Raw genomic sequence first — 23,328 nt, 5'->3', positions numbered from 1 at the left:
AAAGCGGGGCGGGGAACCCGGGCCGGTGCGATGCGGTTCGCTCTGAAAGGAGAATGCCATGACCAAGGATCACGGACCGTCCGTGAAGGACGACGAAACCTACGAAGCCCTGCGCGAGGATGGCGCGAGCAAGAGCAAGGCGGCGGCGATCGCCAATGCCCAAGCGGCGGACGATCAGCATCCGTCGAAGAAGGGTGGCAAGGCACCGCCCTACGAGGAGTGGACCCGCGACGAACTGTACGACCGGGCGCAGGAACTGGACATCGACGGGCGGTCGGACATGAACAAGGACGAATTGATCGAGGCCTTGCGAAACACCTGATCGCGGGCGCCCTTGCGATGCTGGCCTGTGCCGGGCCCGTTTGGGGCGCGGTGGACCAGCCGATCGCGGTGCCGTCGCGCACGGCCGTCGTGTTCCATGACATCCTGCGCGCGGCACCCGGTATCGGGCTGACCTATCGGTTCCGGTTCGTGGCGCCGGGTATCGCGGCGGGGGTGTCTTTCGACGATGCGGTGACAGACATGGCGCACCTGTGCGAAACCTATGCCTTGCCGCGACTCAGCGAGATCGGGCCGGTTCCGGCGCAGGTGATCATATCGGTTTCCGACCAGCCCGTGGTGTTCGGCGAAATCACGCCGGAGGTGACGCAATACTTCGAGGGCTATCGACCTGAGGGCGACCGATGCGTTTGGGAAGGTTTTTGATTTGAAACAAGGGTTTGGCATGCATTTTTCGTTTTCTTCGCAGGCTGATGCAGGGCTGCCACAGGGCGACGACTTGCATCGCTCCCCATATCATTCCTCCGCGGGATCGTTTATGTGCTGGTCAGGTTTCCATGCGGAGACCCGAACTTCGCAGCGAGGGCAGGCGGGCCGGAACGGCCCCTCGGCCCGAAAATCAAGTAGGAGATACGGATGTCCAAGAGCATCGCAGCAGTCATGGCCCTCGGCCTCATCACCCTCGTGTCCGCCTGTGCACAGCAGCAGGAAGAAGTCGTCTATGCCGACCCTGCTCCCCTCACGGTCGAGCCGACCTATACCGGCAAGTACAAGTAAGCCCTATCCGGAGCGGGCTTTCGGGCCCGCTCCGACCCTGTCTGGCCGATCCGACCCGAGGATCGCGCCATGATCAAGCATCGCGGCTTTCCGGGCCGCCTTCCGGGCACCGATTTTCAGTTCACCGTGCGGCGCGCCAACCCGAAAGGCGCCACGCCCATCGTCGAGCGGCGCCGTTATCCCGATCGCCGGGCGGCGGACAAACGCGCCGACGAGGCGTTTCTTCTGGCGCTGTGCCAGCAGTTCGGTGAAGACCCGTTCGAGCGCGGCAACCTGGATGCCGGGCGATTGTCGTGGCTGTTCGGCCGCGAGGTCGTGGCGGCCGAGGATCCGTTCGATCCCACAAGCTATGAAGCCCTGTTGCGTGTCGATTTTGCCAGGGCGCAGGCGTCCTTTCCTGACATTTTCATCGAATGATCGGCGAACTTCAGCCATCGGTTCCGTCTTTTGTGCGGAAATCGGCCGCTGGCCAAAGGGATGCCCGCGGGATGTTTGCAGCGTCCGCAAACCACGCCAGTATCGAAGCCGAGGCTGTAGCGTTCAGCATCCGCCGCAGCCTCGCAAGTCGATCCAGTTACCCTTCCCCTTGGCGGTTCGATCCTGAACGGATCGAGCCGCCTTTTTGCGTGGTTTCACGAACGATCGGAACGATGCCGCCGATGGGTGGGCGGGCCTTTGCCAATCGCGCGGGCGATGGCCAACTGCCTCTGGTTGTGGAACCTTTGTTCGGGCTAGGACCTGTTCCAGGAACGGAAACTCCCAACGTAGGCAGATTGACATGCAAAAGATCACACTTATCGCGATTGCAGCGACGCTTGGACTTGCGGCGTGCAACAACGCGGACCTCAACCGTGCCGCCATCGGTGGCGCAGGGGTGGGGGCCGCGACCGCCATTGCGGGCGGCAACGTGGCAACCGGCGTTGCGGCCGGGGCGGCCGCCGGTGCGCTGTGCGACGATGTCGTGCCCGAGCTTTGCCCGCGCTGATCACACCGATCCGGCCGATCCCGGCCATGTTACGATGACACCTGACGCCATCCGTGCACCGCGCCCGGATGGCGTTTTGCGTTTGCGCCCACAGAAAGGGACCGTCCGATGTTCAAGAAGATCCTGATCGCCAACCGGGGTGAGATCGCCTGCCGCGTCATCAAGACCGCGCGCCGCATGGGCATTGCCACGGTGGCGATCTATTCGGATGCCGACCGCGGCGCGTTGCACGTGCGCATGGCGGACGAGGCGGTGCATATCGGCCCGGCGCCCGCCAACCAATCCTATATCGTGATTGACCGGGTGATCGAGGCAGTGCGCGAATCGGGCGCCGACGCGGTGCATCCGGGGTACGGTTTCCTTTCTGAAAACAGCAAGTTCGCCGAGGCGCTGGCCGATATCGGGGTTGCCTTCATCGGCCCGCCCAAAGGCGCGATCGAAAAGATGGGCGACAAGATCACGTCCAAGAAGATCGCCGCCGAGGCGGGCGTGTCCACGGTTCCGGGATACATGGGTCTGATCGCGGACGGCGACGAGGCGGTGAAGATCTCGGGCGAAATCGGGTATCCGGTGATGATCAAGGCCTCGGCCGGAGGCGGCGGCAAGGGGATGCGCATCGCCTGGGAGGAAGGCGAGGTGCGGGAGGGCTTCCAGAGTTCCAAGAACGAGGCCGCGAACAGTTTCGGTGACGACCGGATCTTCATCGAGAAGTTCGTGACCCAGCCGCGGCATATCGAAATCCAGGTGCTGGCCGACAGCCACGGCAACACCCTGTATCTGAACGAGCGTGAATGTTCGATCCAGCGGCGCAACCAGAAGGTCATCGAAGAGGCGCCGTCGCCGTTCCTGGATGCCGACACGCGCCGCGCCATGGGCGAACAGGCCTGCGCGCTGGCTGCCGCCGTGGGATACACCAGCGCCGGGACGGTGGAATTCATCGTCGACGGGGATCGCAACTTCTATTTCCTGGAAATGAACACGCGCCTGCAGGTCGAACATCCGGTGACCGAACTGATCACCGGGATCGATCTGGTCGAACAGATGATCCGCGTCGCGAACGGCGAGGCGCTGTCGATGGCGCAGGATGATATCGCGCTGAACGGCTGGGCCATCGAATCGCGGCTGTATGCCGAAGACCCCTATCGCGGGTTCCTGCCGTCCACCGGGCGGCTGACCCGATATCGCCCGCCCGCCGAGGTGGCCGGGGCCGATCACGCGGTGCGCAACGACACCGGTGTTTTCGAGGGCGGCGAGATTTCGATGTTCTATGACCCGATGATCGCCAAGCTGTGCACCTGGGCGCCGAACCGCGCCGCGGCCATCGAGGCGATGCGGGTCGCACTGGACAGTTTCGAGGTTGAGGGGATCGGCCACAACCTGCCGTTCCTGTCGGCCGTCATGGATCACCCCAAGTTCATTGCCGGCGAGGCGACGACCGCCTTCATCGCCGAGGAATATCCCGACGGGTTCGAGGGCGTGACGCTGGACGATGCGGCCCTGCGCCGGGTGGCGGCCGCCGCGGCGGCGATGTATCGCGTGGCCGAAATTCGGCGCACCCGCGTGTCGGGCCGGATGGACAACCACGAACGCAAGGTCGGCGACGATTGGGTGGTCCGCCTTCAGGGACAGGACTTCGCCGTGCGGATCGCGGCGGACCGCAACGGCGCCGACGTGCGCTTCGACGACGGCGCCGTCCTGCGGGTCGCGTCGGACTGGACGCCGGGGCAGACCCTCGCGCGGCTGGACATCGACGGCGCGCCGCTGATCCTGAAGGTCGCCAAGATCACCCATGGCTTCCGCCTGCGCACCCGGGGCGCCGATCTGGATGTGCGGGTCATGTCGCCGCGACAGGCCGAACTGGCCGCCCTGATGCCCGAGAAGAAGGGGGCCGATACATCAAAGATGCTGTTGTGCCCGATGCCCGGCCGGGTGGTCAGGATCGACGTGGCGGAAGGCGATACGGTGCAGCAGGGCCAGGCACTGTGCACGGTCGAGGCGATGAAGATGGAAAACATCCTGCGCGCCGAAAAACAGGGCGTCGTGACCAAGGTGAACGCTGCCGAGGGCGACAACCTGGCCGTGGACGCCGTCATCATGGAGTTCGAATGACGCCGATGCCGTGCGCACATAGACCGAAGGGCGGCGGCACGACCCGCCGGCGCGGAGCGGGCGGGCGCGGGATCGCTCAGTCGCCCAGCGGGCGTTCGTTCATCTCGCGCTGGCGCATCGGCATCTTGTCGATCGAACGGGTCAGCTCGCGCACATCCCAGGGCAGGGGCTTGCGCAGCTTGATCTGCCCATCCTTGCCGATCAGCGCCAGCATGAACGCACGCGGCCGCAACTTGCGACGCACCGCCGACGGATCCGATGGATCGGTATCGGTGATCAGCACCACGTCACGGTTGGCCAACGCATCGGGGCGCGCCAGAAGCAGGTTCATCTGGTCGCGAAAGGCCGGATCCTCGGGCGAATTGGCAAAGACGATCACCGGTCGCGCCACCCAGCGAAAATCCTCCAGATCCACCTCGGCCCCGTCGAGGATGATCGTGGGATCATCACGCCAACGCTCCAACGGGGTGTTTGCCACGGCCTGTTCCTCGGCGATCGGGATGACGGTTTGCTGCGCGGCACCCGGCACCGCCAACAGGGCGACCGTCAGAACGGCAAGAATGTTACCGGTGACGGGTCTGGATGGTGTTCGCATGGGCTCTCCTCTTCTGTCACAATATAGGGCGCGCAGACGCGAAAACACAGTGGCAGCGGGCCATCCGGGTGCGACATCCGGCCCCCGCCCCATCCCCGTTTCCCGAAAGGACACCGCATGAGCGATTGGAAAGCCACCGCCGAACGTGAACTGAAGGGCAAGCCGCTGGATGATCTGACCTGGCACACCGCCGAAGGCATCGCCATCGCCCCGGTGCATGATGCCACCGACACCGAAAACCTGCCCCACATGGGCACGATGCCGGGCCAGCCGCCCTATACCCGCGGCCCCAAGGCGACGATGTATGCCGGACGCCCCTGGACCATCCGCCAGTATGCCGGCTTTTCCACCGCCGAGGAAAGCAATGCCTTCTATCGTCGCGCATTGGCGGCCGGGCAGCAGGGCGTCTCGGTCGCCTTCGATCTGGCAACCCACCGGGGTTATGACAGCGATCATGAGCGAGTCGAGGGCGACGTGGGCAAGGCCGGCGTCGCCATCGATTCCGTCGAGGACATGAAGATCCTGTTCGACGGTATCCCGCTGGACCAGGTTTCGGTCAGCATGACCATGAACGGCGCGGTGATCCCGGTTCTGGCATCCTTCATCGTCGCCGGCGAGGAACAGGGCGTGGACCGCGCCCAGCTGTCGGGCACGATCCAGAACGACATCCTCAAGGAATTCATGGTCCGCAACACCTATATCTATCCGCCGGAACCATCGATGCGGATCGTTGCGGATATCATCGAATACACCGCCGCCGAAATGCCGCGCTTCAACTCGATCTCCATCAGCGGCTATCACATGCAGGAGGCCGGCGCGAACCTGGTGCAGGAGCTGGCCTTCACCCTGGCGGACGGCAAGGAATACGTGCGCACCGCCGTGGCGCGCGGCATGGACGTGGACGCCTTCGCCGGCCGCCTGTCGTTCTTCTTCGCGATCGGCATGAACTTCTTCATGGAGGCGGCAAAACTGCGCGCGGCCCGGTTCCTGTGGCACAAGATCATGCAGGATTTCGCGCCGAAAAAGCCCGGATCGTCGGTGTTGCGCACCCATTGCCAGACTTCGGGCGTGTCGCTGGCCGAACAGGATCCCTACAACAACATCGTGCGCACGGCGTACGAGGCGATGAGCGCGGTGCTGGGCGGCACCCAGTCGCTGCACACCAATTCCTTCGACGAGGCGATCGCCCTGCCCACCGATTTCTCGGCCCGTATCGCGCGCAATACCCAGTTGATATTGCAGCACGAAACCGGCGTCACCAACGTTGTCGATCCGCTGGCCGGGTCGTATTACGTCGAAAAGCTGACCGCCGACCTGATCGCCGAGGCCGAGAAACTGATCGCCGAGGTGGACGATCTGGGCGGCATGACCAAGGCGGTGGCGTCCGGCATGCCGAAACTCAGGATCGAAGAGGCGGCGGCGAAGAAACAGGCGCGCATCGATCGCGGCGACGAGGTGATCGTGGGGGTCAACCGCTTCCGGCTGGAAAAGGAAGACGACCTGGACATCCGCTCGATCGACAACGCGGGCGTGCGCACCTCGCAGATCGCGCGGCTGGAAAAGATCCGCGCACGCCGTGACGGCGATGCCTGCACTGCGGCGTTGCAGGTGCTGGAAAACGGCGCCTGGGACGGCACCGGCAACCTCTTGGCACTGGCTGTCGATGCCGCACGCGCCCGCGCCACGGTGGGCGAGATCAGCAAGGCCATGGAAAACGCCTTTGGCCGCCACCGCGCCGAGGTCCGCACATTGGCCGGCGTCTACGGTGCCGCCTACGACGGCGACGCCGGCTTTGCCGCGATCCAGAAGGACGTCGAGGATTTCGCCGATGAGGAAGGCCGCCGCCCCCGGATGCTGGTGGTCAAGATGGGTCAGGACGGGCACGATCGCGGCGCCAAGGTGATCGCCACCGCCTTTGCCGATATCGGCTTCGACGTCGATGTCGGCCCCCTGTTCCAGACCCCCGAAGAGGCGGCGCAGGACGCGATCGACAACGACGTGCATGTCATCGGCATCTCGTCGCAGGCCGCCGGTCACCGCACCCTTGCCCCCAAACTGATCGCGGCGCTGAAGGCGGCGGGCGCCGACGATATCCTGGTGATCTGTGGCGGCGTGATCCCGCAGCAGGATTATGCCTTCCTGCGCGACGCGGGCGTCAAGGCGATCTTCGGGCCGGGCACGAACATCCCGGCGGCGGCCCGGGATATCCTGCAGTTGATCCGCGCCGCGCGCGGCTGAGCTGGCGCAGGGGCCATGTTTGCCCGCGCCACCTCTTTGCGCATGGCAGGGGCGGCCTGACGACGCGAACGCGGATGGCAAGCGGAATGCCAGCCCTCGGGTTTTTGCGGGTCGGGGCCGTGGTCGACGTGCCGGTGTTCGCGCTGATGGCGTTCGCCTTCCCCGGCCCCGGTCTGATGCCGCTCATGATGGTGGGCTGACGGGTCTGCCCCCGGCCTTTCGATGATCACCTCGTTGACGGCGTGGCGTCCGATGCCGATCAGCGGGTGCTGGCCGATACGATTGCGCACATCGTGCTGGCACTCTGCCTCTGGCCGCCGTCCGCCTACTGCTGTTGGGCAATGGGCCGGGGGTGGTGCTGGGCATCGGTTTCGGGCCGGTGCGGTTGGCGTTCTGGATCGGGTATCGGCGCGCACCGGCCTTGCGGGTCTTCGGGTTTGCGGCGACATTCGGGCCGACCGCCGGCGCGGTAATCTTCGCGCTGGGACGATGGATTGCCTGAAGGAACATCACATGGAACTGGATCATCTCGCGATCTCGGCGGCCACGCTGGCCGACGGCGCCGCCTATGTCGAAAATCTGTTCGGCGTGACCCTCGCCCCCGGCGGCGTGCATGACGCATTGGGCACGCACAACCGGCTGCTGTCGCTGGGCCCGGATCTGTATCTCGAGGTGATCGCGGTAAACCCCGAAGGCCGCGCCCCCGGCCGCCCCCGCTGGTTCGATCTGGACCGGTTCACCGGCGCGCCGCGCCTGACCAACTGGATCTTGCGGTGCGGCGATCTGCCGTCGGCCCTGGAACAGGCCCCCGACGGCACCGGATCCATCATCGAGCTGCAGCGCGGCGATCTGCGCTGGCGCATGGCGGTGCCGGAAACGGGTGTGCTGCCGCTGGACGGGATCGCGCCCGCGCTGATCGAATGGCAGGACGGCGGCCACCCGGCAGGCCGGCTGCCCGACAGCGGCTGCCGGCTGACAAGCCTGCGTGTGTGCCACCCCGATGTCGCACGGATAAGTCGGGCCTACGGCGCCATCGGCCGCACCGAGATGGTCGAAGGTCCCCCGGCGTTGGAAGCGGTGTTCGAGACGCCGAAGGGGCGTGTGCTCCTTACTGACCGAAATACTCCCGCCGGAGGCTCCGACCCCGCGGCGATCGCCACCTCGAGATGATCGCGCAACGGATGATCCTCCCGATCATGCTGCTGACCCCAGGGCACCGCCGCTGCCTCGGTGTGAAATGGACGGTGGCCGGTGCAATGCATCCTGACACCGCCCGACTGCCGGGCTAGGGTGTCGCCCATGTCGATCTGGACCCGCATCGCCGACGCCCTGTCTGCCCTGGCCGGAGGAGAAGGCCTGAGCGCGGTCTTCGACCGGCTGCGCACGCCGCCCGAACGCTCGGTCGCGTTCACCATCGCCGTGATCGCGCTGGGGGCCAAGATGGCCAAGGCCGACGGCAAGGTGACGAAGAACGAGGTGACGGCCTTCCGCGAAGTGTTCTTCATCGCGCCCGACGAAGAGGAAAACGCCGCCCGGCTGTTCAACCTGGCCCGCACCGATGTTGCGGGATTCGAGGATTACGCGCGTCGGATCGCCCGCATGTTCGCCGGGCGCGACGGACACGCCGTGCTGTCGGACCTGGTCGAGGGGCTGTTCCACATCGCCATGGCCGATGGCGATTACCACCCGGCCGAGGATGATTTCCTGCACCGTGTCGCGCGCATCTTCGGTCTGCCCGAACCGCAGTTCCGCGCCCTGCGCGCGCGGTTCGTGCCGGGCGCGCGGCCCGATCCCTATGACCTGCTGGGGGCGACACCCGACATGCCGCTGGAGCGGATCAAGGCGCGCTGGCGGGCCCTGGTGCGCGACAGCCATCCCGACCGGATGATTGCCCGCGGTGTCCCCGAGGAAGCCGTGCGCCTGGCCGAAAAGCGGCTGATCGCCATCAATCGCGCGTGGGAAGAGATCAGCACCGGCCAGGTGCCCTGAATGCGGATCGCCACCTACAACGTCGAATGGTTCGATTCGCTGTTCGACGATCACGGGGAACTTCTGGAGGATGAGGGCTGGTCCGGACGCCGCGACATCACGCGTGCGGCCCAGATCGCGGCGCTGGGGCGCGTGTTCACCGCTTTGGACGTCGATGCCGTCATGGTGATCGAAGCGCCCGACACCAGCCGGCGCCGCGATGGCGCGCGGGCGCTGGAAACATTCGCGGAAAGGTTCGGATTGCGCGCGCGACAGGCGTTGATCGGCTTTGCCAACGACACCCAGCAGGAAATCGCGCTGTTGTATGATCCGGACGTGGTAACCGCGCTGCACGATCCCAGCGAACTCGGAGCGCCGCGGTTCGATCAGGCTTTCGCGATCGATCTGGATTCCGACGCCGCGCCGGATACCGTTCGCTGGTCCAAGCCACCGCTCGAGGTCCTGTTCGAGGCCGAGGGTGAAACGCTGCGTCTGATCGGTGTGCATGCGAAAAGCAAGGCGCCCCACGGGGCCCGCACCCCGGCGGAAGCGACGCGCATGGCCATCGCCAATCGCCGCAAGGCGCTGGCCCAATGCATCTGGCTGCGTCAGCGGGTAGCGGCCCATTTGGACGCGAAGGAACCGTTGATCGTGCTGGGCGATTTCAACGACGGTCCCGGCCTGGATGAATATGAAAAGCTGTTCGGGCGGTCGAGCGTGGAAATCGTTCTGGGCGAGGGCACGGCAACCCGGCTGCATGATCCCCATGCCGCACGGATCCTGTCGCGCCGGGCGGCGGCCGCGCCCACGTCCGCGCGGTTCTGGATCCAGCCCGAAAAGCGATGGCTGCAAGCCCTGCTGGATTACATCATGGTGTCACCCGACCTGGCCGCGCGATGCCCCGTGTGGCGCATCTGGCATCCGTTCGAGGACCAGGACTGCTTCGCCGACATCCCGCTGCGCGATGCGTTGCTGGTGGCTTCCGATCACTTCCCGGTGACGTTGGATTTGTGATCGCGGGCCGTCCCATGCTAGGGTGCCATCCATGAGACGCGTACTTCCCTTGCTGGTCTGCATGACCCTTGCCACGCCGCTGCACGCGGACGACGGCGAGATCGGCAAGGGCGTCGATCTGCTGGGCGAAGGCGCGCGCACGCTGTTGCGCGGGCTGATCGACCGGGTGGATCCGGCGATGCGGGACCTGGCCGAACAGCTTGGCGCGCTGAACTGGCAAGGTCTGGGGATCGAGGATCTGGATGATTACCAGGCGCCCGAGGTGCTGCCGAACGGCGATATCATCCTGCGTCGCAAACCGGACGCCCCCGCGGCGCCGGCTCCGGGCGATGACGTGACACCCCTCCCGGGCGATGAAATCGAGATCTGAGCGCGCGCTGCGACACCGGATGCGCGCTGCGCGGGCGTATTTGCGTCGGTAAGACGTCAGCGGTTACGCGACATCCGGCGCGGGTTTGTTTCCGCCCCTCTGCCGCTTGACCTGGCTTTCGGCACCGAGGGCCGAAACAAGGCTGAGGAAACGCGATTGCGCGACCTCGCCGAACAGGTCGAACGCATGATCGTTCAGCCACAGTTCCAGCACCTTCTTCTTGGGGAACCAGCGCAGTTCGCCCAGAGACCCGGGCTTTTCGGCCGAGAACATCGCACCGAACCGCATGGCGCGGCCCAAGACCTCGGCCTGCGCGGCTTCCTTCTCGCTCAGCAGGTCGATCATCGGTTCGAAGCGCGAGCCGGAGCGGGAGTTCTTGTAGCGGTGCAACAGTGACAGGCCCAGGAATACCCGTTCGGGGTGGGTCAGGGCGCCAAGGTTCGCGCGGGTCGCGTTATCGAAGCAGGCCTCGTGGCGATAGTCGGGGTGCGCGCGCCAGCTGACGTCGTGCAGCAGGCAGGCGGCGCGCACGATGCGCTGGCGCCGTGCATCGTCGCCCTTGAACAGCGGCTGGATGAACTGGAACAGCGCCCGGCCGAAGCCCGGCATCCGCGCGTCCTTCTGTTCGGCAAAGCGGCACGCCTCGATCAGGGGATCACGGTCGCGCAGCATCTTGGGCATCTGTTCGAACAGCATGCCTTCGCGGATGCCATAGCTGGAGATCGCGATGTCGCGGGGTTTGAACCGGCGCACCAGCTGTTTCAGCACCATCGCCGCCAGCGGCACCAGGGCCATGCGCGATTCGCCGATGCCGGTCATGGCGCGCAGATCCGCCACCGTGTTGTCTTCGATGAACTGGATGGTTTCGGAGATGCCCTTGATCGTCATGCGGTATTCATGCTGCACGATCAGGGGATAGTTGCGGCGCGCCATGTCGATGCGTGCGATCGCCCGCCAGGATCCGCCCACCAGGAACAGGCGCTTGTTGTCGACGCCCATCTCCTCGACCAGCCGATCCAGTGTCGTGGCGATTTCGGTCTTGATGCCCTTCTTGCCGCCTTTGACACCCTGAAGGCGCAGGGGGCCGAGGCCCGAGCTGACGCGTTTGCCGACCTGGCCGTCGAAGATCTGCGCCAGCTCCATCGACGATCCGCCGATGTCGCAGACCAGACCATAGGCGCCGGGCCAGCCCAGCAGCACGCCCTGCGCCGACAGGCGCGCCTCTTCGCGGCCGTCGACGACCCACATCTTCAGGCCGGTCTCGCGCTGGACCTCGGCGCGGAATTCCGGGCCGTCCGATGCCTCGCGCACGGCCGCGGTCGCCACGACGGTCAGCGGCATGGCCCCCATGCCTTCGGCCAGCCGGCGGAACCGTTTCAGGGCGGCCAGCGCCCGCACCCGGCCTTCTGGGTTCAGCCGGCCGGTTTCGGCAAAGCCCGCGCCGAGGCCGGCCATGACCTTTTCGTTGAAGAAATACGCCGGGCTTCGCGCGGCGCCGTCGAAAACGACCATCCGAACCGAGTTCGATCCGACATCGACCACCCCGACGCGGCTGAGGGCGCGTGCGGCCGGATCGTCGAACAGGGGGCGGCCGAAGAGCCCGTGGTCTTCGGTGTGGTCCTGAAGGCCATCGTCCATCGTGTCTCTCCGGTGGATCGTTCCGTTGTGCGGACCCTGCCCCGACGGGGCGTGAAGGTCAACGATGACGCCGCCCCGGGGTCAGTCGGGCACGACCATGACGCGGATGTCGCCCGGTGCGGCGGGTTCGGTGATCGCGGCGGCCGCCCGGGACAGGGGAACGGTGCGGCTGACCAGTGGCGCAAGGGACAACCGGCCCGATGCGATCAGGTCGGCCGCGCGCCCCTGGGTGAACGGGTTGAGGAAGCTGGTTTTCAGGTCGATTTCGCGGAACAGCAGATCGAAGGGTTCGATCGACACCTGTGCCCTTTGTGCCAGGACGCCAAGCACGACGATCCGGCCTCCGCGCGCCGTCAGTGCGGGCGCCGCGACCACGGTATCGGGCACGCCGGCACATTCCAAAACCAGATCATAGCCGGCCGGGCACTCGGCCAGCGCCGCTTGCGGCGTTGCGGCGGTGTGGGACGCGCCCATGGTTTCGGCCAGCGCCCGCTTGTCGGGCGAACGGGTCAGCAGCGACACATGGGCGCCCGCCAGCCGGGCCAGTTGCACGCAGAGCAACCCGATCACGCCGCCGCCGATCACCAGCACCCGTTCGCCCGGCAATGGGGCGCCGCGGTCGACGCCGTGGATGCAGCAGGCCAGGGGTTCGGCCAGCGCGCCCAGCGCCGGATCCAGCGATGGCGGCAGAACGAAGGCGCGGTGGGCCGGGATCGCGACCTGTTCGGCGAAACCGCCATCGCGGTGGATGCCGATGGCGCAGAGGTTTTCGCACAGGTGGATCCGCCCGCGCGTGCATTGAGCGCAGGTTCCGCAAGCGATGTTGGGGTCGCAGGTGACGCGGTCGCCCGGGGCGATGTGCGTCTCCCCATCGCCGATGGCGGTGACGATACCGCAGAATTCGTGGCCGAGTGTCACCGGCGGCGTGCAGGGAAATTCGCTCCGGAACAGGTGGCGGTCGGTGCCGCAAATGCCCGCCGCCTCGATCCGGACCGTGATTTCGCCGGGGCCGGGCGCGGGCGCTGCCACGTCGTCAAGACGCAGATCGCCGGGTGCGTGCAGTCGCAGTGCTTTCATCGTTCAACGCCCCCTGGTTCGCCCAAATCATCCCGCCTGTGGTGGAAGCGGTCAAGCCCCGGGTGGTTTTCCGCGCGGCGGTCAGTATTCCGAATGGGTCAGGGCGGGCACGTCAGCGGCACCTGCAGATCCGCGGCCCGACAGTGATGGGTTTTCCATGAAAAAGCGGTGGCAGTTGAAACCGGTGCCGCCGCTGGTCCGCTCGGCCGAGCCGTCGGGCGCCAGAAGCCAGCTTTGGGCGGTGTCGGCCATGTTCGCCGCCATCACCTGTGACACGATCTGGGCCTTGACGGTGGGGTTGGTGCATTCGACCAGGGTTTCGACACGGCGCACCAGGTTGCGGCCCATCCAGTCGGCCGACGAGATGTAGACGCGCGCTTTCCTTGACGGCAGCTCGTGGCCGTTGCCGAAACAGACGATGCGCGAATGTTCGAGGAACCGGCCGACGATGGATTTGACGCGGATGTTCTCGGACAGGCCCGCGATACCGGGGCGCAAGCCGCAGATGCCGCGCACGACAAGGCTGATCTTTACCCCCGCACCCGACGCGGCATAAAGCGCGTCGATCACATCGGCATCGACCAGCGCGTTCATCTTGGCCCAGATCATCGCCGGCTTGCCGGCCGCGGCGTTCCTGGCCTCGTTCTCGATCCGCTCGATCAGCGTGTCCTTCAGCGTCAGTGGCGATATGGCGAGGTTTTCCAGCATGTCGGGCTGGGCATAGCCCGAGAGATAGTTGAACACGCGGGTGGCATCGCGCCCGAGCGCCGCATCGCAGGTGAACAGCGACAGGTCGGTATAGAAGCGCGCGGTGATCGGGTGATAATTGCCGGTGCCATAGTGGGTATAGGTCACCAGTTTGGCGCCCTCGCGGCGCACCACGGTCGAGATCTTGGCGTGGGTCTTGAGGTTCATGAACCCATAGACGACATGGGCGCCCGACCGTTCCAGCCGCCGCGACTGGGCGATGTTCGCCGCCTCGTCGAAGCGGGCCTTCAGTTCAACCAGCGCGGTGACGGATTTGCCCTGTTCGGCGGCGTCGCAAAGTGCCTGCACGATGGGTGAATCGCGCGACGTTCGATACAGGGTCTGCTTGATCGCCACCACGTCGGGATCGTTGGCCGCCTGGGTCAGGAAGCGCACCACCATGTCGAAGGTTTCATAGGGGTGGTGCAGCAGCATGTCCTTCTGGCGGATCGCCGCGAACATGTCGCCGTCGTGGTCCTGGACCCGTTCGGGGATGCGCGGATTGAACGAGGGCCACAGCAGATCGGGGCGTTCGTCGAGCACCAGTTCGGCAAGGTCGGACATGCCGATCATGCCGCCCATTTCGAACACCTCGTCCTCGCGCACCGGCAGTTCGTCCATGATCAGGCGGCGCAGGGCACCGGGAGCCCCGGGCGAGATGGTCAGGCGCACGACCTCGCCACGCCGCCGCCGTTTCAGCGCGACCTCGAATTCGCGCACCAGATCCTCGGCCTCGTCCTCAAGCTCCAGATCGCTGTCGCGCAGCACGCGGAAGGTGCAGGAATCCTTTTCCGCATACCCGGGATAAAGCGACGAGATCCTGAGCAGCAGCAGTTCTTCCAGCGGCAGGAAGCGTTGGGCGCCGTCGGGGGCGGGCAGACGGATGAAGCGGGCGATCTGTTGCGGGATCGGCAGCAGCGCGCGCAGCTTGCGCCGGTCGCTCTTGCGTTCCAGTTGCAGCGCCAGCGTATAGCCGGTGTTGGGAATGAACGGAAACGGATGCGCCGGGTCGATCGCCAGCGGCGACAGGATCGGGAACACCTGATCCAGGAACACCTGCTCGAGGAACGCGAGATCCGAGTCGTCCAGCTGGTCGCGCGTCAGGATGAACAGGTTTTCCTTTTCCAGCGTGGCCTTCAGATCCAGGTACATCTGTTGCTGGCGTTCGATCAGGCGGCGCGCATCCATGTCGATCATCGTCAGCTGTTCGCCCGGCGTGCGCCCGTCGGTGCCCGGCGTGGTATTGCCGGCCTGGGCCAGTTCGCGCAGGCCGGCGACGCGGACGGTGTAGAATTCATCGAGGTTGGTGGCGCTGATCGACAGGAACCGCAGACGCTCCAGCAGCGGCACACGGGGATTTGCCGCCTCTTCCAGCACCCGCCAGTTGAAGGCCAGCCAGCTGAGTTCGCGATTGAAGAACCGATCGGGTCCGGTCAGATCCACATCGTCGCCGGGTGTCACCGGGTCGGGAAACGGCGCGGCAAGAAAATCGGTGAGGGTCATGGGCGCATCCTGACGGCTGAAAGTGAAGCAAGTATGACTGTGGTCCGGTTCAATCCCCATCCGTGCCGGGCTGTTCCAGAACCCGCCCCGCCAACGGCCGGGTGATCGCGCGCTGTTCGGTCAACGAGACGGAATCCAGCGCCCGCACCACGTCACGCGCCGCCTGGAACGACCGGTCGATTCGCAACCCGAGATACGAGATCACGGCAGGATCCACGTCAAGCTGGCGGTCGGCGAATTGCTTGGCGATGACGGCCGCCAGCAGCGAATCGTCGGGCGGCTCGAGCGCGGCGACCCCGGTGCCCTGCATCCGGCTGGCCAGGTCCGGCAGGCCCAGCCGCCAGCGGGCGGGGGCCTCGCGTCCCGTGACCAGCAACGTGCCGCCTTCGGCCAGGCACAGGTTGTGCAAATGAAACAGCGCGCGTTCGGCCGCCGCGTCGCCGGCGATGTCTGGCACATCCTCGACCACCACGGGGCCGGCGGCCAGCGCGGGGATGTCGGCGTCGGCCAGATCGCGCGCGGCGATGATGCGCGCGCCGGTGGCGGCGGCAAAGACATGGGCCAGATGCGTCTTGCCGGATGCGGCAGGCCCGACCAGCGCCATCTTTCGTTGCGGCCAGGCGTCAGGGGCATCGAGCATCGACAACGCCAGCCGGTTGGCATCGGAGACGAAGAAATCCTCGCGCCCCAATGCCGTCACCGATGGCAGATCGAAGATCAGCTGGCGTCCCATCGACCTCACTCCGCGCCGTTGTCGGGGGCGGTTCCGTTATAGAGGGTGCTGTGGCGATAGCGGTCAAGCGCATAGCGCACCAGCACCCCCAGCGCCGCCGCCAGCGGCACCGCGACCAGCAGGCCGACAAAGCCGAACAACGCTCCGAAGGCCGACAGCGCGAAGATCAGCCAGACGGGATGCAGGCCCACGGACGAGCCCACCAGTTTCGGCGTCAGGATATTGCCCTCGATGAACTGGCCCGACTGGAAGATGGCATAGACCAGGACGATCCACATCCAGTCGCCCCAGAACTGAAACAGCGCCAGGCCGATGGCCAGACCGCCGCCGACCAGCGCGCCGACATAGGGAATGAAGGTCAGGAACCCCGCGATCGCCCCGACGACCAGGCCGAACTGCAAGCCGACCAGCATCAGGCCGACGGCGTAATAGACGCCGAGGATCAGGCAGACCAGGCCCTGACCGCGCAGGAAACCGGCCAGCGTCCGGTCGATCTCGCGCGCGAGATAGCGCACGGTATCGACATGTTCGCGCGGCAGCAGCGCGTCGATCTTGGCGACCATGTTGTCCCAGTCCAGCAGCAGGTAGAAAGCCACAACCGGCACGATCACGACCAGGACCAGAACGTTCAGAACGCCCGACACCGACGCCAGCAAACGGTTCATCAACTCGCCGCCGCGCGCCTGGATCGCCTCACCGACCCCGGCCAGGGATTTGCGCAGCACCGATCCGTCGTCGATGATGCCGGGGAAACGGTCGGTCAGGAACGCCTGCAGGTTGTTGGCGATCTTTGGCGCGGATTCGATCAGCCCTGCGGCCTGGTTGATCAGCGTCGGAATGACCGCCAGCGCCAGCACGACGAAAAGCAGGATGGCGATGATGGTGATCACCGTGGTCGCCATCGCCCGGCTCAGCCCCAGCTTCTGCAACCGGTCCGCCAGCGGGTCGAGCAGATAGGCGATGCCGCCGCCCAGAAGGAACGGCAGGATCACATCCCCCAGCCACCACAGCAGGAACAGGAACACCGCCGCCGCGATGCCCCAGTATTTCATCTGATCGCGAACGGGCAGGGCCATGGAATCCTCGGGGTTGGACCTGACCTTTGTCCCTTATGCGGGGTATGCGCGCAAGGGCTCGCAATGGGGGGCTTCATCGCCGTTCGGACACACGCGGGTGCCGGCGGGCGCCCACGGCGGATGCGGCCGCATCGAAGAAGGTCGCGGCGCATCGTTGCCGGGCGTGCGATGGTGATTACTTCGGTGACCGATGGCACGCCGAACCCGACCGGGCGCAACCACTGTGAAGATCTGATTCGGGCAACCGACGCTTGCCCGGCACCGACGGATCGCCTACCAACCGACGCAGCCCAACATGCACCAAGGACCGACCCCATGCGCCTGACCCGCTATTTCCTGCCTGTGCTGAAAGAAACGCCGTCCGAGGCACAGATCGTCTCGCATCGCCTGATGCTGCGGGCGGGGATGATAAAGCAGGCCAGCGCGGGCATCTATTCGTGGCTGCCGCTGGGCTTCAAGGTGTTGAAGAACATCGAGAACATCGTTCACGAGGAACAACAGAAGGCGGGCCACATCCCGCTGTTGATGCCGACGATCCAGTCCGCCGACCTGTGGCGCGAATCCGGCCGTTACGAGGCATACGGCGAGGAGATGCTGCGCATCACAGACCGTCACGACCGTGAAATGCTGTTCGGTCCCACCAACGAGGAACTGATCACCGACATCTTCCGCGCGAACGTCAGCAGCTACAAGGATCTGCCGCTGACGCTCTATCATATCCAGTGGAAGTTCCGCGACGAGGTGCGGCCGCGGTTCGGCGTCATGCGGGGGCGCGAGTTCCTGATGAAGGACGGCTACAACTTCGATCTGACCCGCGAAGACGCGCTGCACTCGTATAACCGGCACCTGGTGACCTACCTGCGCACCTATGAGCGGATGGGATTGCAGGCGATCCCGATGCGTGCCGATTCCGGGCCGATCGGCGGCGACGACACCCACGAATTCCTGGTGCTGGCCGACACCGGCGAATCCGAGGTGTTTTATGATTCCGAGATCACCGATCTGAAATTCGGCGACCGCGCCATCGATTATGATTCGCACGCGGAATGCCAGGGCGTGCTCGAGGAATTCACCTCGCGCTATGCCCGCACCGACGAAACCCACGACGAAGCCCTGTTCGCCGAAATCCCGGAAGAGCGCCGGCGCAGCGCGCGCGGCATCGAGGTCGGGCAGATCTTCTATTTCGGCACCAAGTATTCCGACGCCATGGGCGCCACCGTCAGCGACAGCGAAGGCAACCGCGTTCCGGTCCACATGGGCAGCCACGGCATCGGCGTGTCGCGCCTGGTCGGCGCGATCATCGAGGCCAGTCACGACGACAAGGGCATCATCTGGCCCGAAGGCGTCACGCCGTTCCATGTCGGGATCGTCAACCTGAAACAGGGCGACGGCGAGGCCGACGCCGCCTGCGAGTCGCTCTATGGGCAGTTGAACGCCATGGGGCTTGAGCCGCTTTACGACGACCGCAACGAACGCGCGGGCGGCAAGTTCGCCACCATGGACCTGATCGGCCTGCCGTGGCGCATCACCGTCGGGCCGCGGGGCCTGAAGAACGGGGTGGTCGAGCTGACGTCGCGCCGCACCGGTGTCTCGGAAGAGTTGACGCCGGACGCCGCCTTGGCGAAAATTGCCGCGATCTATGGAAAGGCGGGGTAGCCACGCCGCCTGGACACCTTGATTGCCCGGGTTCGCGTGCCACGTAGTGGGCAATCCGCAACACGGAGGCTGACATGACCCGCACGACCATCCTGTCCACGCTGATCCTTTTCCCGACGATCGCCCTGGCGGCCCCGGTCGAACAGGGGCCGAAAAACGTGCCCGGTTTCGAGCCCGCGTTCGAAAACCAGACCCGCGCCCCCGCCATGGACAGCGGCATAACGCTGAACGTCGAAACCATCGCATCCGGGTTGAACCACCCCTGGGGCATCGAAGTGCTGCCCGATGGCGGTTACCTGGTGACCGAGCGGATCGGTCGCCTGCGCCATATCGCGGCAGACGGAACGGTGGGCGCGCCCATCGCCGGCCTGCCCGAGGTGCTGGCCGAGGGGCAGGGGGGGCTTCTGGATGTCGCGCTCAGCCCGGATTTCGCCGCCGACCGCACGATCTTCCTGACCTATGCCAAACCGCTGGGCGATGGCATGTCGGTCACCGCCGCCGCCCGCGCGATCCTGCCCGAGGCGATGGACGCCTTGCAGGACGTGACCGAGATTTTCGCCCAGACGCCGCCGTCCCCCACCACCATGCATTACGGCAGTCGCATCGTGCCCGACGGCGACCACCTGTTCATCACCACCGGTGAACATTCGTCCCTGGCCGAACGCGGCAATGCCCAGGATCTGGCCAAGACCTATGGCAAGATCGTGCGCGTCAATCGGGATGGCACCCCGGCCGAAGGTAATCCATTTCCCGCCGATGACGATGCACTGCCCGAAATCTGGTCCTATGGTCATCGCAACATCCAGGGCGCGGCGATCCATCCCGACACCGGGCAGCTCTGGGGGCTGGAACATGGGCCGAAGGGCGGTGATGAACTGAACCTGATCAAGCCGGGCGCGAACTATGGCTGGCCGCTGGTCAGCTATGGCATCCGCTATTCCGGCCAACCCGTCGGCACCGGAGAACATTCGGCCGACGGGATTACCGAGCCGCGGTATTACTGGGATCCGGTGATCGCGCCGGGCGGATTTGCGTTCGTGACCGGCGACATGTTCGCCGACTGGCAGGGCGACGTGATCGCGGCATCCCTGCGCCCCGGCGGTATCGTGCGCCTGACACTGGACGGCGATACGGTCACGGGTGAAGAACGCTTCCTGCGCGCCGAGCTGGGTCGGGTGCGCGATATCGAGATCGCGCCCGACGGCGCGATCCTTGCGCTGACCGATCAATCCGACGGCCGGCTTGTCCGTCTGACCCCCGCTGCACGAGCCGCACAGTGAAACACTGTCTGTTCCCGGGGGCCGGATGCTGACAACGATCTTGACCGCACTGTTCATCCTCGTCGCCCTCGCGCTGGTGGCGCTGACGGTGCTGCCGATCACCGACACCCGGCTGTGGTGGGTGCGCGCGATGGTCTTTCCGCGGATCCATTACATGCTGATCATGGTGCCGGTCATCGCCTTGGCCTTGTGGTGGCGGCCTTTCGGCTGGCCAGTGGTGGCGGGCGCCGTGGCGCTGTGTCTGGTCTATCAGGGGTGGCGCGTGTTGCCCTATACGCCGCTGGTGCGCCGCGAAGTCCACTTCGCGCCGAAGTCCGAAGCCCGGCCCCGGTCAGGTTCATGGCGGCCAACGTGCTGATGGAAAACGACCGTTACGCCGATCTGGCAAACGAAATCGCCCGCGCCGATCCCGACGTCCTGTTCCTGATGGAAACCGACGCGGACTGGAGTGTCGGGCTCTCCGAACAACTCGACCGCTATCCGACCGTGCTGCGCCATCCGAAAGACAATCACTATGGCCTGATCCTCGCGACCCGGCTGAAGGTGCGCGACATGCGGGTGCGGTATCTGACGGCGGATGACACGCCGACCGCGTTCGCCGAACTGGAAACCCCGGACGGCCAGGTGTTCCGCTTTGTCGGCATGCATCCGCAACCGCCCGTGCCCGGTGTCGACACCGAAGAACGCGACGCCCAGATCGCCTATGCCGCGCGCTTCGCGCGTGACGCGTCGCTGCCCGTCGTCGTCATGGGGGATTTCAACGCCGTCGCATGGTCCGACGTGTCCGAAAGCTTCAAGACCGTGGGCGAATACCTGGACCCGCGGGTCGGTCGCGGCCCGATTCCCAGCTTCGATGCGACGAACCGGCTGATGCGGTTTCCCATCGATCAGATGTATGTCACCGAAGACGTCGCGGTGGTGCAGTTCGGTCGCGGCACACCGTTCGGGTCCGATCATTTCCCGATGCTGGCCGACCTGTCGTTCGACGCCGATCTCGCCGCGCGCTACAATCGCCCCAAACCGCCCTTCAGTGCCGAACGCGAGCGCCAGATCCGCCGGATGGTGGATGCCCATGCCGAGAACCTGAAGTCGGTGCACGGTGCGCCGCAGGCGGATACGCTCTAGCGGCCATCGCACGCCGCGCCCTGCGGCGGGTATCTCGGCGTCGGCCCGCCGCATCGCGGGCGCGTGCCCTTGACCCCGCCGCGCGCAGCGGCGACATAACCGGCGCACCCTGGAAAGGACGTCTTGTGGCAGGTACAACCGCGCCGTTTTCGCGTTTCGAATGGATGATCGCCTGGCGCTACCTGCGGGCGCGCCGCGCCGAGGGCGGCGTCAGCGTCATGACCTGGATCAGCCTTGTCGGCATCACGCTGGCGGTCTTTGCGCTCATCGCGACGCTGGCTGTCCGATCCGGCTTTCGCGAGGAATTCGTCGACACGATCCTGGGCGCCAACGCCCATGTGACGATCTACAACAGCAGCTATCAGGACGAAAACGGCCAGATGACCCGCGTCATCACCGATTTCACGGAAATGGCCGAACGCGTGGCGCAGGTGCCCGGCGTGCTGCGGGCGGCGCCTCTGGTCAAGGGCCAGGTCATGGCATCGCACCGCGGCACGAGTTCGGGGGGCGAGGTGTTCGGCATCAAGGCCGCCGATCTGGCGACCATCCCGCGCATCGTCAACCCGATCGAGGCCCAAGGCAGTCTGGCGGATTTCGAACAGGGCATCGCCATCGGCTCAGGGATGGCGCGGGAACTGGGCATCGGGCTGGGCGACAACCTCAAGCTGATTTCGCCCGACGGCGCCAAGACGGCCTTCGGCACCTCGCCGCGGGTGTCGTCCTATCCGGTGGTCTATATCTTCACCGCCGGCCGCTATGACATCGACCGCACCCGCATCTACATGCCGTTCGATGTCGCCCAGACCTATTTCAACCGCGAAGGTGTGGCCGACGAGCTTGAGGTGATGCTGGACGATCCCGAGGCGGTGGCCGATATCGCCTGGCCGATCCTTCAGGCGGCGGGCGACCGCGCTCTGGTCTGGACGTGGCGCGATGCGTCCGGCGCGTTCCTGCGCGCGCTGGATATCGAGGACAACGTGATGTTCATCATCCTGTCGATCCTCGTGCTGATTGCCGCGATGAACATCATTTCCGGGCTGATCATGCTGGTCAAGAACAAGGGCCGCGACATCGGCATCCTGCGCACCATCGGTCTGACCGAAGGTTCGATCCTGCGGATCTTCTTCATCTGCGGCTCGCTGACCGGGCTGGTCGGCACGCTGGCGGGGGTGATCCTGGGCTGCGCCTTCGCGGTCTGGATCGATCCGATCTTCTCGGCCGTGAACTACCTGTCGGGCGGTGGCGTCTGGGATCCGTCGATCCGCGGCATCTATGCGCTGCCGGCCAAGCTGGAACTGGCGGATGTGCTGTCGGCGATGGCGCTGGCGCTGGGCCTGTCGTTCATCGTCACCATCTTCCCGGCCCGCCGCGCCGCGCGGATGAACCCGGTCGAGGCGCTGCGCTATGAGTGATCCGATCCTGCACCTCGACACCCTCGAAAAGGTCTACAACCGCGGCGCGGTGAACGAGGTGGCGGTGCTGACCGGCGCATCGCTGAGCGTGCAGCGCGGCGAGGTGGTGGCCGTGATCGCCCCTTCGGGTGCCGGCAAATCCACCCTGCTGCATATCGCGGGCCTGCTTGACACGCCCGACAGCGGACGTGTCCTGCTGGGCGGCGAAGACATGACCGGTCTCGGCGAACGCCGCCGCACCCGCGCACGCCGCGCCGACATCGGTTTCGTCTATCAGTTCCACCACCTGCTGCCCGAATTCACGGCGCTGGAAAACATCACGCTGCCGCAACTGGCGTCAGGCATCGACCGTGCGACCGCCGATGCCTATTCGATGGACCTGCTCGACCGCGTCGGCGCCGCGCCGCGCGCCCACCATCGCCCCTCGGCATTGTCCGGCGGCGAACAGCAACGCGTCGCCCTGTGCCGGGCGTTGGCGAACAAGCCGCGCCTGCTGCTGGCCGACGAACCCACCGGCAACCTCGATCCGACCACGTCGGACCGGGTGTTCGCCGCACTGATGGAACTGGTGCGCGAAACCGGCCTGTCGGCGGTGATCGCGACCCACAATCTGGATCTGGCCGCCCGGATGGACCGCACCCTGCGCCTTGAAAAGGGCCGCCTGATCTGACGCGCCCGGCCGGTATTTCTTACTGACGGAAATACTCCCGCCGGAGGCATCCGCCCTTGCGACCCCCGGTCCGGTC

23 protein-coding genes are annotated in these 23,328 nt (G+C 65.9%); 17 read left to right on the top strand and 6 right to left on the bottom strand.

Annotated elements, in window-relative coordinates:
- The first annotated feature begins 58 nt into the window (after positions 1-58).
- From CFP68_RS05500 to CFP68_RS05480, 6 genes are all read left to right on the top strand, one after another.
- Positions 59-322 (top strand): DUF7218 family protein, encoded by a 264-nt coding sequence (locus CFP68_RS05500; RefSeq protein ID WP_099825542.1) that lies wholly within the window; start codon positions 59-61, stop codon positions 320-322.
- 17 nt (positions 323-339) lie between these two features.
- A complete protein-coding gene (locus tag CFP68_RS05495) occupies positions 340-705 on the top strand; it encodes a DUF6497 family protein (RefSeq protein WP_099825540.1) in 366 nt (121 codons plus the stop codon).
- 210 nt (positions 706-915) lie between these two features.
- A complete protein-coding gene (locus tag CFP68_RS18190) occupies positions 916-1,056 on the top strand; it encodes a hypothetical protein (protein ID WP_169961457.1) in 141 nt (46 codons plus the stop codon).
- Positions 1,057-1,125: 69 nt separating this feature from the next.
- Positions 1,126-1,473: a hypothetical protein gene (locus tag CFP68_RS05490; protein ID WP_099825538.1), complete on the top strand. Its 348-nt coding sequence runs from the start codon at positions 1,126-1,128 to the stop codon at positions 1,471-1,473.
- A 361-nt stretch (positions 1,474-1,834) separates the two neighbouring features.
- Positions 1,835-2,041 carry a hypothetical protein gene (locus tag CFP68_RS05485; protein ID WP_169961456.1) on the top strand — a complete coding sequence of 69 codons (207 nt, stop codon included), beginning with the start codon at positions 1,835-1,837 and terminating at the stop codon, positions 2,039-2,041.
- Positions 2,042-2,149: 108 nt separating this feature from the next.
- Positions 2,150-4,150 carry an acetyl-CoA carboxylase biotin carboxylase subunit gene (locus CFP68_RS05480; protein ID WP_099825536.1) on the top strand — a complete coding sequence of 667 codons (2,001 nt, stop codon included), beginning with the start codon at positions 2,150-2,152 and terminating at the stop codon, positions 4,148-4,150.
- A gap of 76 nt (positions 4,151-4,226) precedes the next feature.
- On the opposite strand, the gene CFP68_RS05475 is transcribed toward CFP68_RS05480, so the two are convergent.
- Positions 4,227-4,745: a DUF4174 domain-containing protein gene (locus tag CFP68_RS05475; protein ID WP_099825534.1), complete on the bottom strand. Its 519-nt coding sequence runs from the start codon at positions 4,743-4,745 to the stop codon at positions 4,227-4,229.
- A gap of 117 nt (positions 4,746-4,862) precedes the next feature.
- On the opposite strand from CFP68_RS05475, the gene scpA reads away from it, so the two are divergent.
- From scpA to CFP68_RS05450, 5 genes are all read left to right on the top strand, one after another.
- Positions 4,863-6,983, top strand: a complete 2,121-nt coding sequence (scpA, locus tag CFP68_RS05470) for a methylmalonyl-CoA mutase (protein ID WP_099825532.1) — start codon at positions 4,863-4,865, stop codon at positions 6,981-6,983.
- 513 nt (positions 6,984-7,496) lie between these two features.
- The gene (locus tag CFP68_RS05465) at positions 7,497-8,153 is read left to right on the top strand and encodes a VOC family protein (RefSeq protein ID WP_099826193.1); all 657 of its coding nucleotides are present in this window, start codon (positions 7,497-7,499) and stop codon (positions 8,151-8,153) included.
- A gap of 129 nt (positions 8,154-8,282) precedes the next feature.
- Positions 8,283-8,972: a molecular chaperone DjiA gene (locus CFP68_RS05460; protein WP_099825530.1), complete on the top strand. Its 690-nt coding sequence runs from the start codon at positions 8,283-8,285 to the stop codon at positions 8,970-8,972.
- Positions 8,973-9,965, top strand: coding sequence for an endonuclease/exonuclease/phosphatase family protein (locus CFP68_RS05455; protein ID WP_099825528.1), 993 nt, complete (start codon positions 8,973-8,975; stop codon positions 9,963-9,965).
- 31 nt (positions 9,966-9,996) lie between these two features.
- On the top strand, positions 9,997-10,335 hold the full coding sequence (locus CFP68_RS05450) for an AAA+ family ATPase (protein WP_241523967.1): 339 nt from the start codon (positions 9,997-9,999) through the stop codon (positions 10,333-10,335).
- A 63-nt stretch (positions 10,336-10,398) separates the two neighbouring features.
- Here CFP68_RS05450 and CFP68_RS05445 read toward each other — a convergent pair whose 3' ends face one another.
- The 5 genes from CFP68_RS05445 to CFP68_RS05425 form a co-directional block, all read right to left on the bottom strand.
- Positions 10,399-11,973 (bottom strand): Ppx/GppA family phosphatase, encoded by a 1,575-nt coding sequence (locus tag CFP68_RS05445; protein WP_099825523.1) that lies wholly within the window; start codon positions 11,971-11,973, stop codon positions 10,399-10,401.
- A gap of 81 nt (positions 11,974-12,054) precedes the next feature.
- Complete coding sequence (locus CFP68_RS05440) at positions 12,055-13,050, bottom strand: zinc-dependent alcohol dehydrogenase family protein (RefSeq protein WP_099825521.1); 996 nt, start codon at positions 13,048-13,050, stop codon at positions 12,055-12,057.
- Between the two features lie 81 nt (positions 13,051-13,131).
- Positions 13,132-15,300, bottom strand: coding sequence for an RNA degradosome polyphosphate kinase (locus CFP68_RS05435; RefSeq protein ID WP_099825518.1), 2,169 nt, complete (start codon positions 15,298-15,300; stop codon positions 13,132-13,134).
- A gap of 49 nt (positions 15,301-15,349) precedes the next feature.
- Positions 15,350-16,033, bottom strand: coding sequence for an HdaA/DnaA family protein (locus CFP68_RS05430; protein WP_099825515.1), 684 nt, complete (start codon positions 16,031-16,033; stop codon positions 15,350-15,352).
- Between the two features lie 5 nt (positions 16,034-16,038).
- Positions 16,039-17,109 carry an AI-2E family transporter gene (locus CFP68_RS05425; RefSeq protein ID WP_099825513.1) on the bottom strand — a complete coding sequence of 357 codons (1,071 nt, stop codon included), beginning with the start codon at positions 17,107-17,109 and terminating at the stop codon, positions 16,039-16,041.
- 315 nt (positions 17,110-17,424) lie between these two features.
- Between CFP68_RS05425 and proS the strand changes: the two genes are divergently transcribed.
- From proS to CFP68_RS05395, 6 genes are all read left to right on the top strand, one after another.
- Positions 17,425-18,765 carry a proline--tRNA ligase gene (gene proS, locus CFP68_RS05420; RefSeq protein WP_099825511.1) on the top strand — a complete coding sequence of 447 codons (1,341 nt, stop codon included), beginning with the start codon at positions 17,425-17,427 and terminating at the stop codon, positions 18,763-18,765.
- Between the two features lie 74 nt (positions 18,766-18,839).
- Positions 18,840-20,045 carry a PQQ-dependent sugar dehydrogenase gene (locus tag CFP68_RS05415; protein ID WP_099825508.1) on the top strand — a complete coding sequence of 402 codons (1,206 nt, stop codon included), beginning with the start codon at positions 18,840-18,842 and terminating at the stop codon, positions 20,043-20,045.
- A 25-nt stretch (positions 20,046-20,070) separates the two neighbouring features.
- The gene (locus tag CFP68_RS05410) at positions 20,071-20,403 is read left to right on the top strand and encodes a hypothetical protein (RefSeq protein WP_099825506.1); all 333 of its coding nucleotides are present in this window, start codon (positions 20,071-20,073) and stop codon (positions 20,401-20,403) included.
- Complete coding sequence (locus tag CFP68_RS05405; RefSeq protein WP_099825504.1) at positions 20,385-21,170, top strand: endonuclease/exonuclease/phosphatase family protein; 786 nt, start codon at positions 20,385-20,387, stop codon at positions 21,168-21,170. Before CFP68_RS05410 ends, CFP68_RS05405 begins: the two co-directional genes overlap by 19 nt.
- Positions 21,171-21,295: 125 nt before the next feature.
- Positions 21,296-22,582, top strand: a complete 1,287-nt coding sequence (locus CFP68_RS05400) for a lipoprotein-releasing ABC transporter permease subunit (RefSeq protein ID WP_099825501.1) — start codon at positions 21,296-21,298, stop codon at positions 22,580-22,582.
- The gene (locus tag CFP68_RS05395; RefSeq protein WP_099825499.1) at positions 22,575-23,252 is read left to right on the top strand and encodes an ABC transporter ATP-binding protein; all 678 of its coding nucleotides are present in this window, start codon (positions 22,575-22,577) and stop codon (positions 23,250-23,252) included. Before CFP68_RS05400 ends, CFP68_RS05395 begins: the two co-directional genes overlap by 8 nt.
- Positions 23,253-23,328 lie beyond the last annotated feature (76 nt).

This window comes from Oceaniglobus indicus (genome assembly GCF_002751875.1).
Classification (GTDB): domain Bacteria; phylum Pseudomonadota; class Alphaproteobacteria; order Rhodobacterales; family Rhodobacteraceae; genus Oceaniglobus; species Oceaniglobus indicus.
This window is presented reverse-complemented; position numbering and strand designations above follow the sequence as displayed.

Coding starts and splice junctions, on each gene's coding strand:
- CFP68_RS05500 (WP_099825542.1), top strand. CDS start 59: ATGACCAAGGATCACGGACCGTCCGTGAAGGACGACGAAACCTACGAA.
- CFP68_RS05495 (WP_099825540.1), top strand. CDS start 340: ATGCTGGCCTGTGCCGGGCCCGTTTGGGGCGCGGTGGACCAGCCGATC.
- CFP68_RS18190 (WP_169961457.1), top strand. CDS start 916: ATGTCCAAGAGCATCGCAGCAGTCATGGCCCTCGGCCTCATCACCCTC.
- CFP68_RS05490 (WP_099825538.1), top strand. CDS start 1,126: ATGATCAAGCATCGCGGCTTTCCGGGCCGCCTTCCGGGCACCGATTTT.
- CFP68_RS05485 (WP_169961456.1), top strand. CDS start 1,835: ATGCAAAAGATCACACTTATCGCGATTGCAGCGACGCTTGGACTTGCG.
- CFP68_RS05480 (WP_099825536.1), top strand. CDS start 2,150: ATGTTCAAGAAGATCCTGATCGCCAACCGGGGTGAGATCGCCTGCCGC.
- CFP68_RS05475 (WP_099825534.1), bottom strand. CDS start 4,745: ATGCGAACACCATCCAGACCCGTCACCGGTAACATTCTTGCCGTTCTG.
- scpA (WP_099825532.1), top strand. CDS start 4,863: ATGAGCGATTGGAAAGCCACCGCCGAACGTGAACTGAAGGGCAAGCCG.
- CFP68_RS05465 (WP_099826193.1), top strand. CDS start 7,497: ATGGAACTGGATCATCTCGCGATCTCGGCGGCCACGCTGGCCGACGGC.
- CFP68_RS05460 (WP_099825530.1), top strand. CDS start 8,283: ATGTCGATCTGGACCCGCATCGCCGACGCCCTGTCTGCCCTGGCCGGA.
- CFP68_RS05455 (WP_099825528.1), top strand. CDS start 8,973: ATGCGGATCGCCACCTACAACGTCGAATGGTTCGATTCGCTGTTCGAC.
- CFP68_RS05450 (WP_241523967.1), top strand. CDS start 9,997: ATGAGACGCGTACTTCCCTTGCTGGTCTGCATGACCCTTGCCACGCCG.
- CFP68_RS05445 (WP_099825523.1), bottom strand. CDS start 11,973: ATGGACGATGGCCTTCAGGACCACACCGAAGACCACGGGCTCTTCGGC.
- CFP68_RS05440 (WP_099825521.1), bottom strand. CDS start 13,050: ATGAAAGCACTGCGACTGCACGCACCCGGCGATCTGCGTCTTGACGAC.
- CFP68_RS05435 (WP_099825518.1), bottom strand. CDS start 15,300: ATGACCCTCACCGATTTTCTTGCCGCGCCGTTTCCCGACCCGGTGACA.
- CFP68_RS05430 (WP_099825515.1), bottom strand. CDS start 16,033: ATGGGACGCCAGCTGATCTTCGATCTGCCATCGGTGACGGCATTGGGG.
- CFP68_RS05425 (WP_099825513.1), bottom strand. CDS start 17,109: ATGGCCCTGCCCGTTCGCGATCAGATGAAATACTGGGGCATCGCGGCG.
- proS (WP_099825511.1), top strand. CDS start 17,425: ATGCGCCTGACCCGCTATTTCCTGCCTGTGCTGAAAGAAACGCCGTCC.
- CFP68_RS05415 (WP_099825508.1), top strand. CDS start 18,840: ATGACCCGCACGACCATCCTGTCCACGCTGATCCTTTTCCCGACGATC.
- CFP68_RS05410 (WP_099825506.1), top strand. CDS start 20,071: ATGCTGACAACGATCTTGACCGCACTGTTCATCCTCGTCGCCCTCGCG.
- CFP68_RS05405 (WP_099825504.1), top strand. CDS start 20,385: ATGGCGGCCAACGTGCTGATGGAAAACGACCGTTACGCCGATCTGGCA.
- CFP68_RS05395 (WP_099825499.1), top strand. CDS start 22,575: ATGAGTGATCCGATCCTGCACCTCGACACCCTCGAAAAGGTCTACAAC.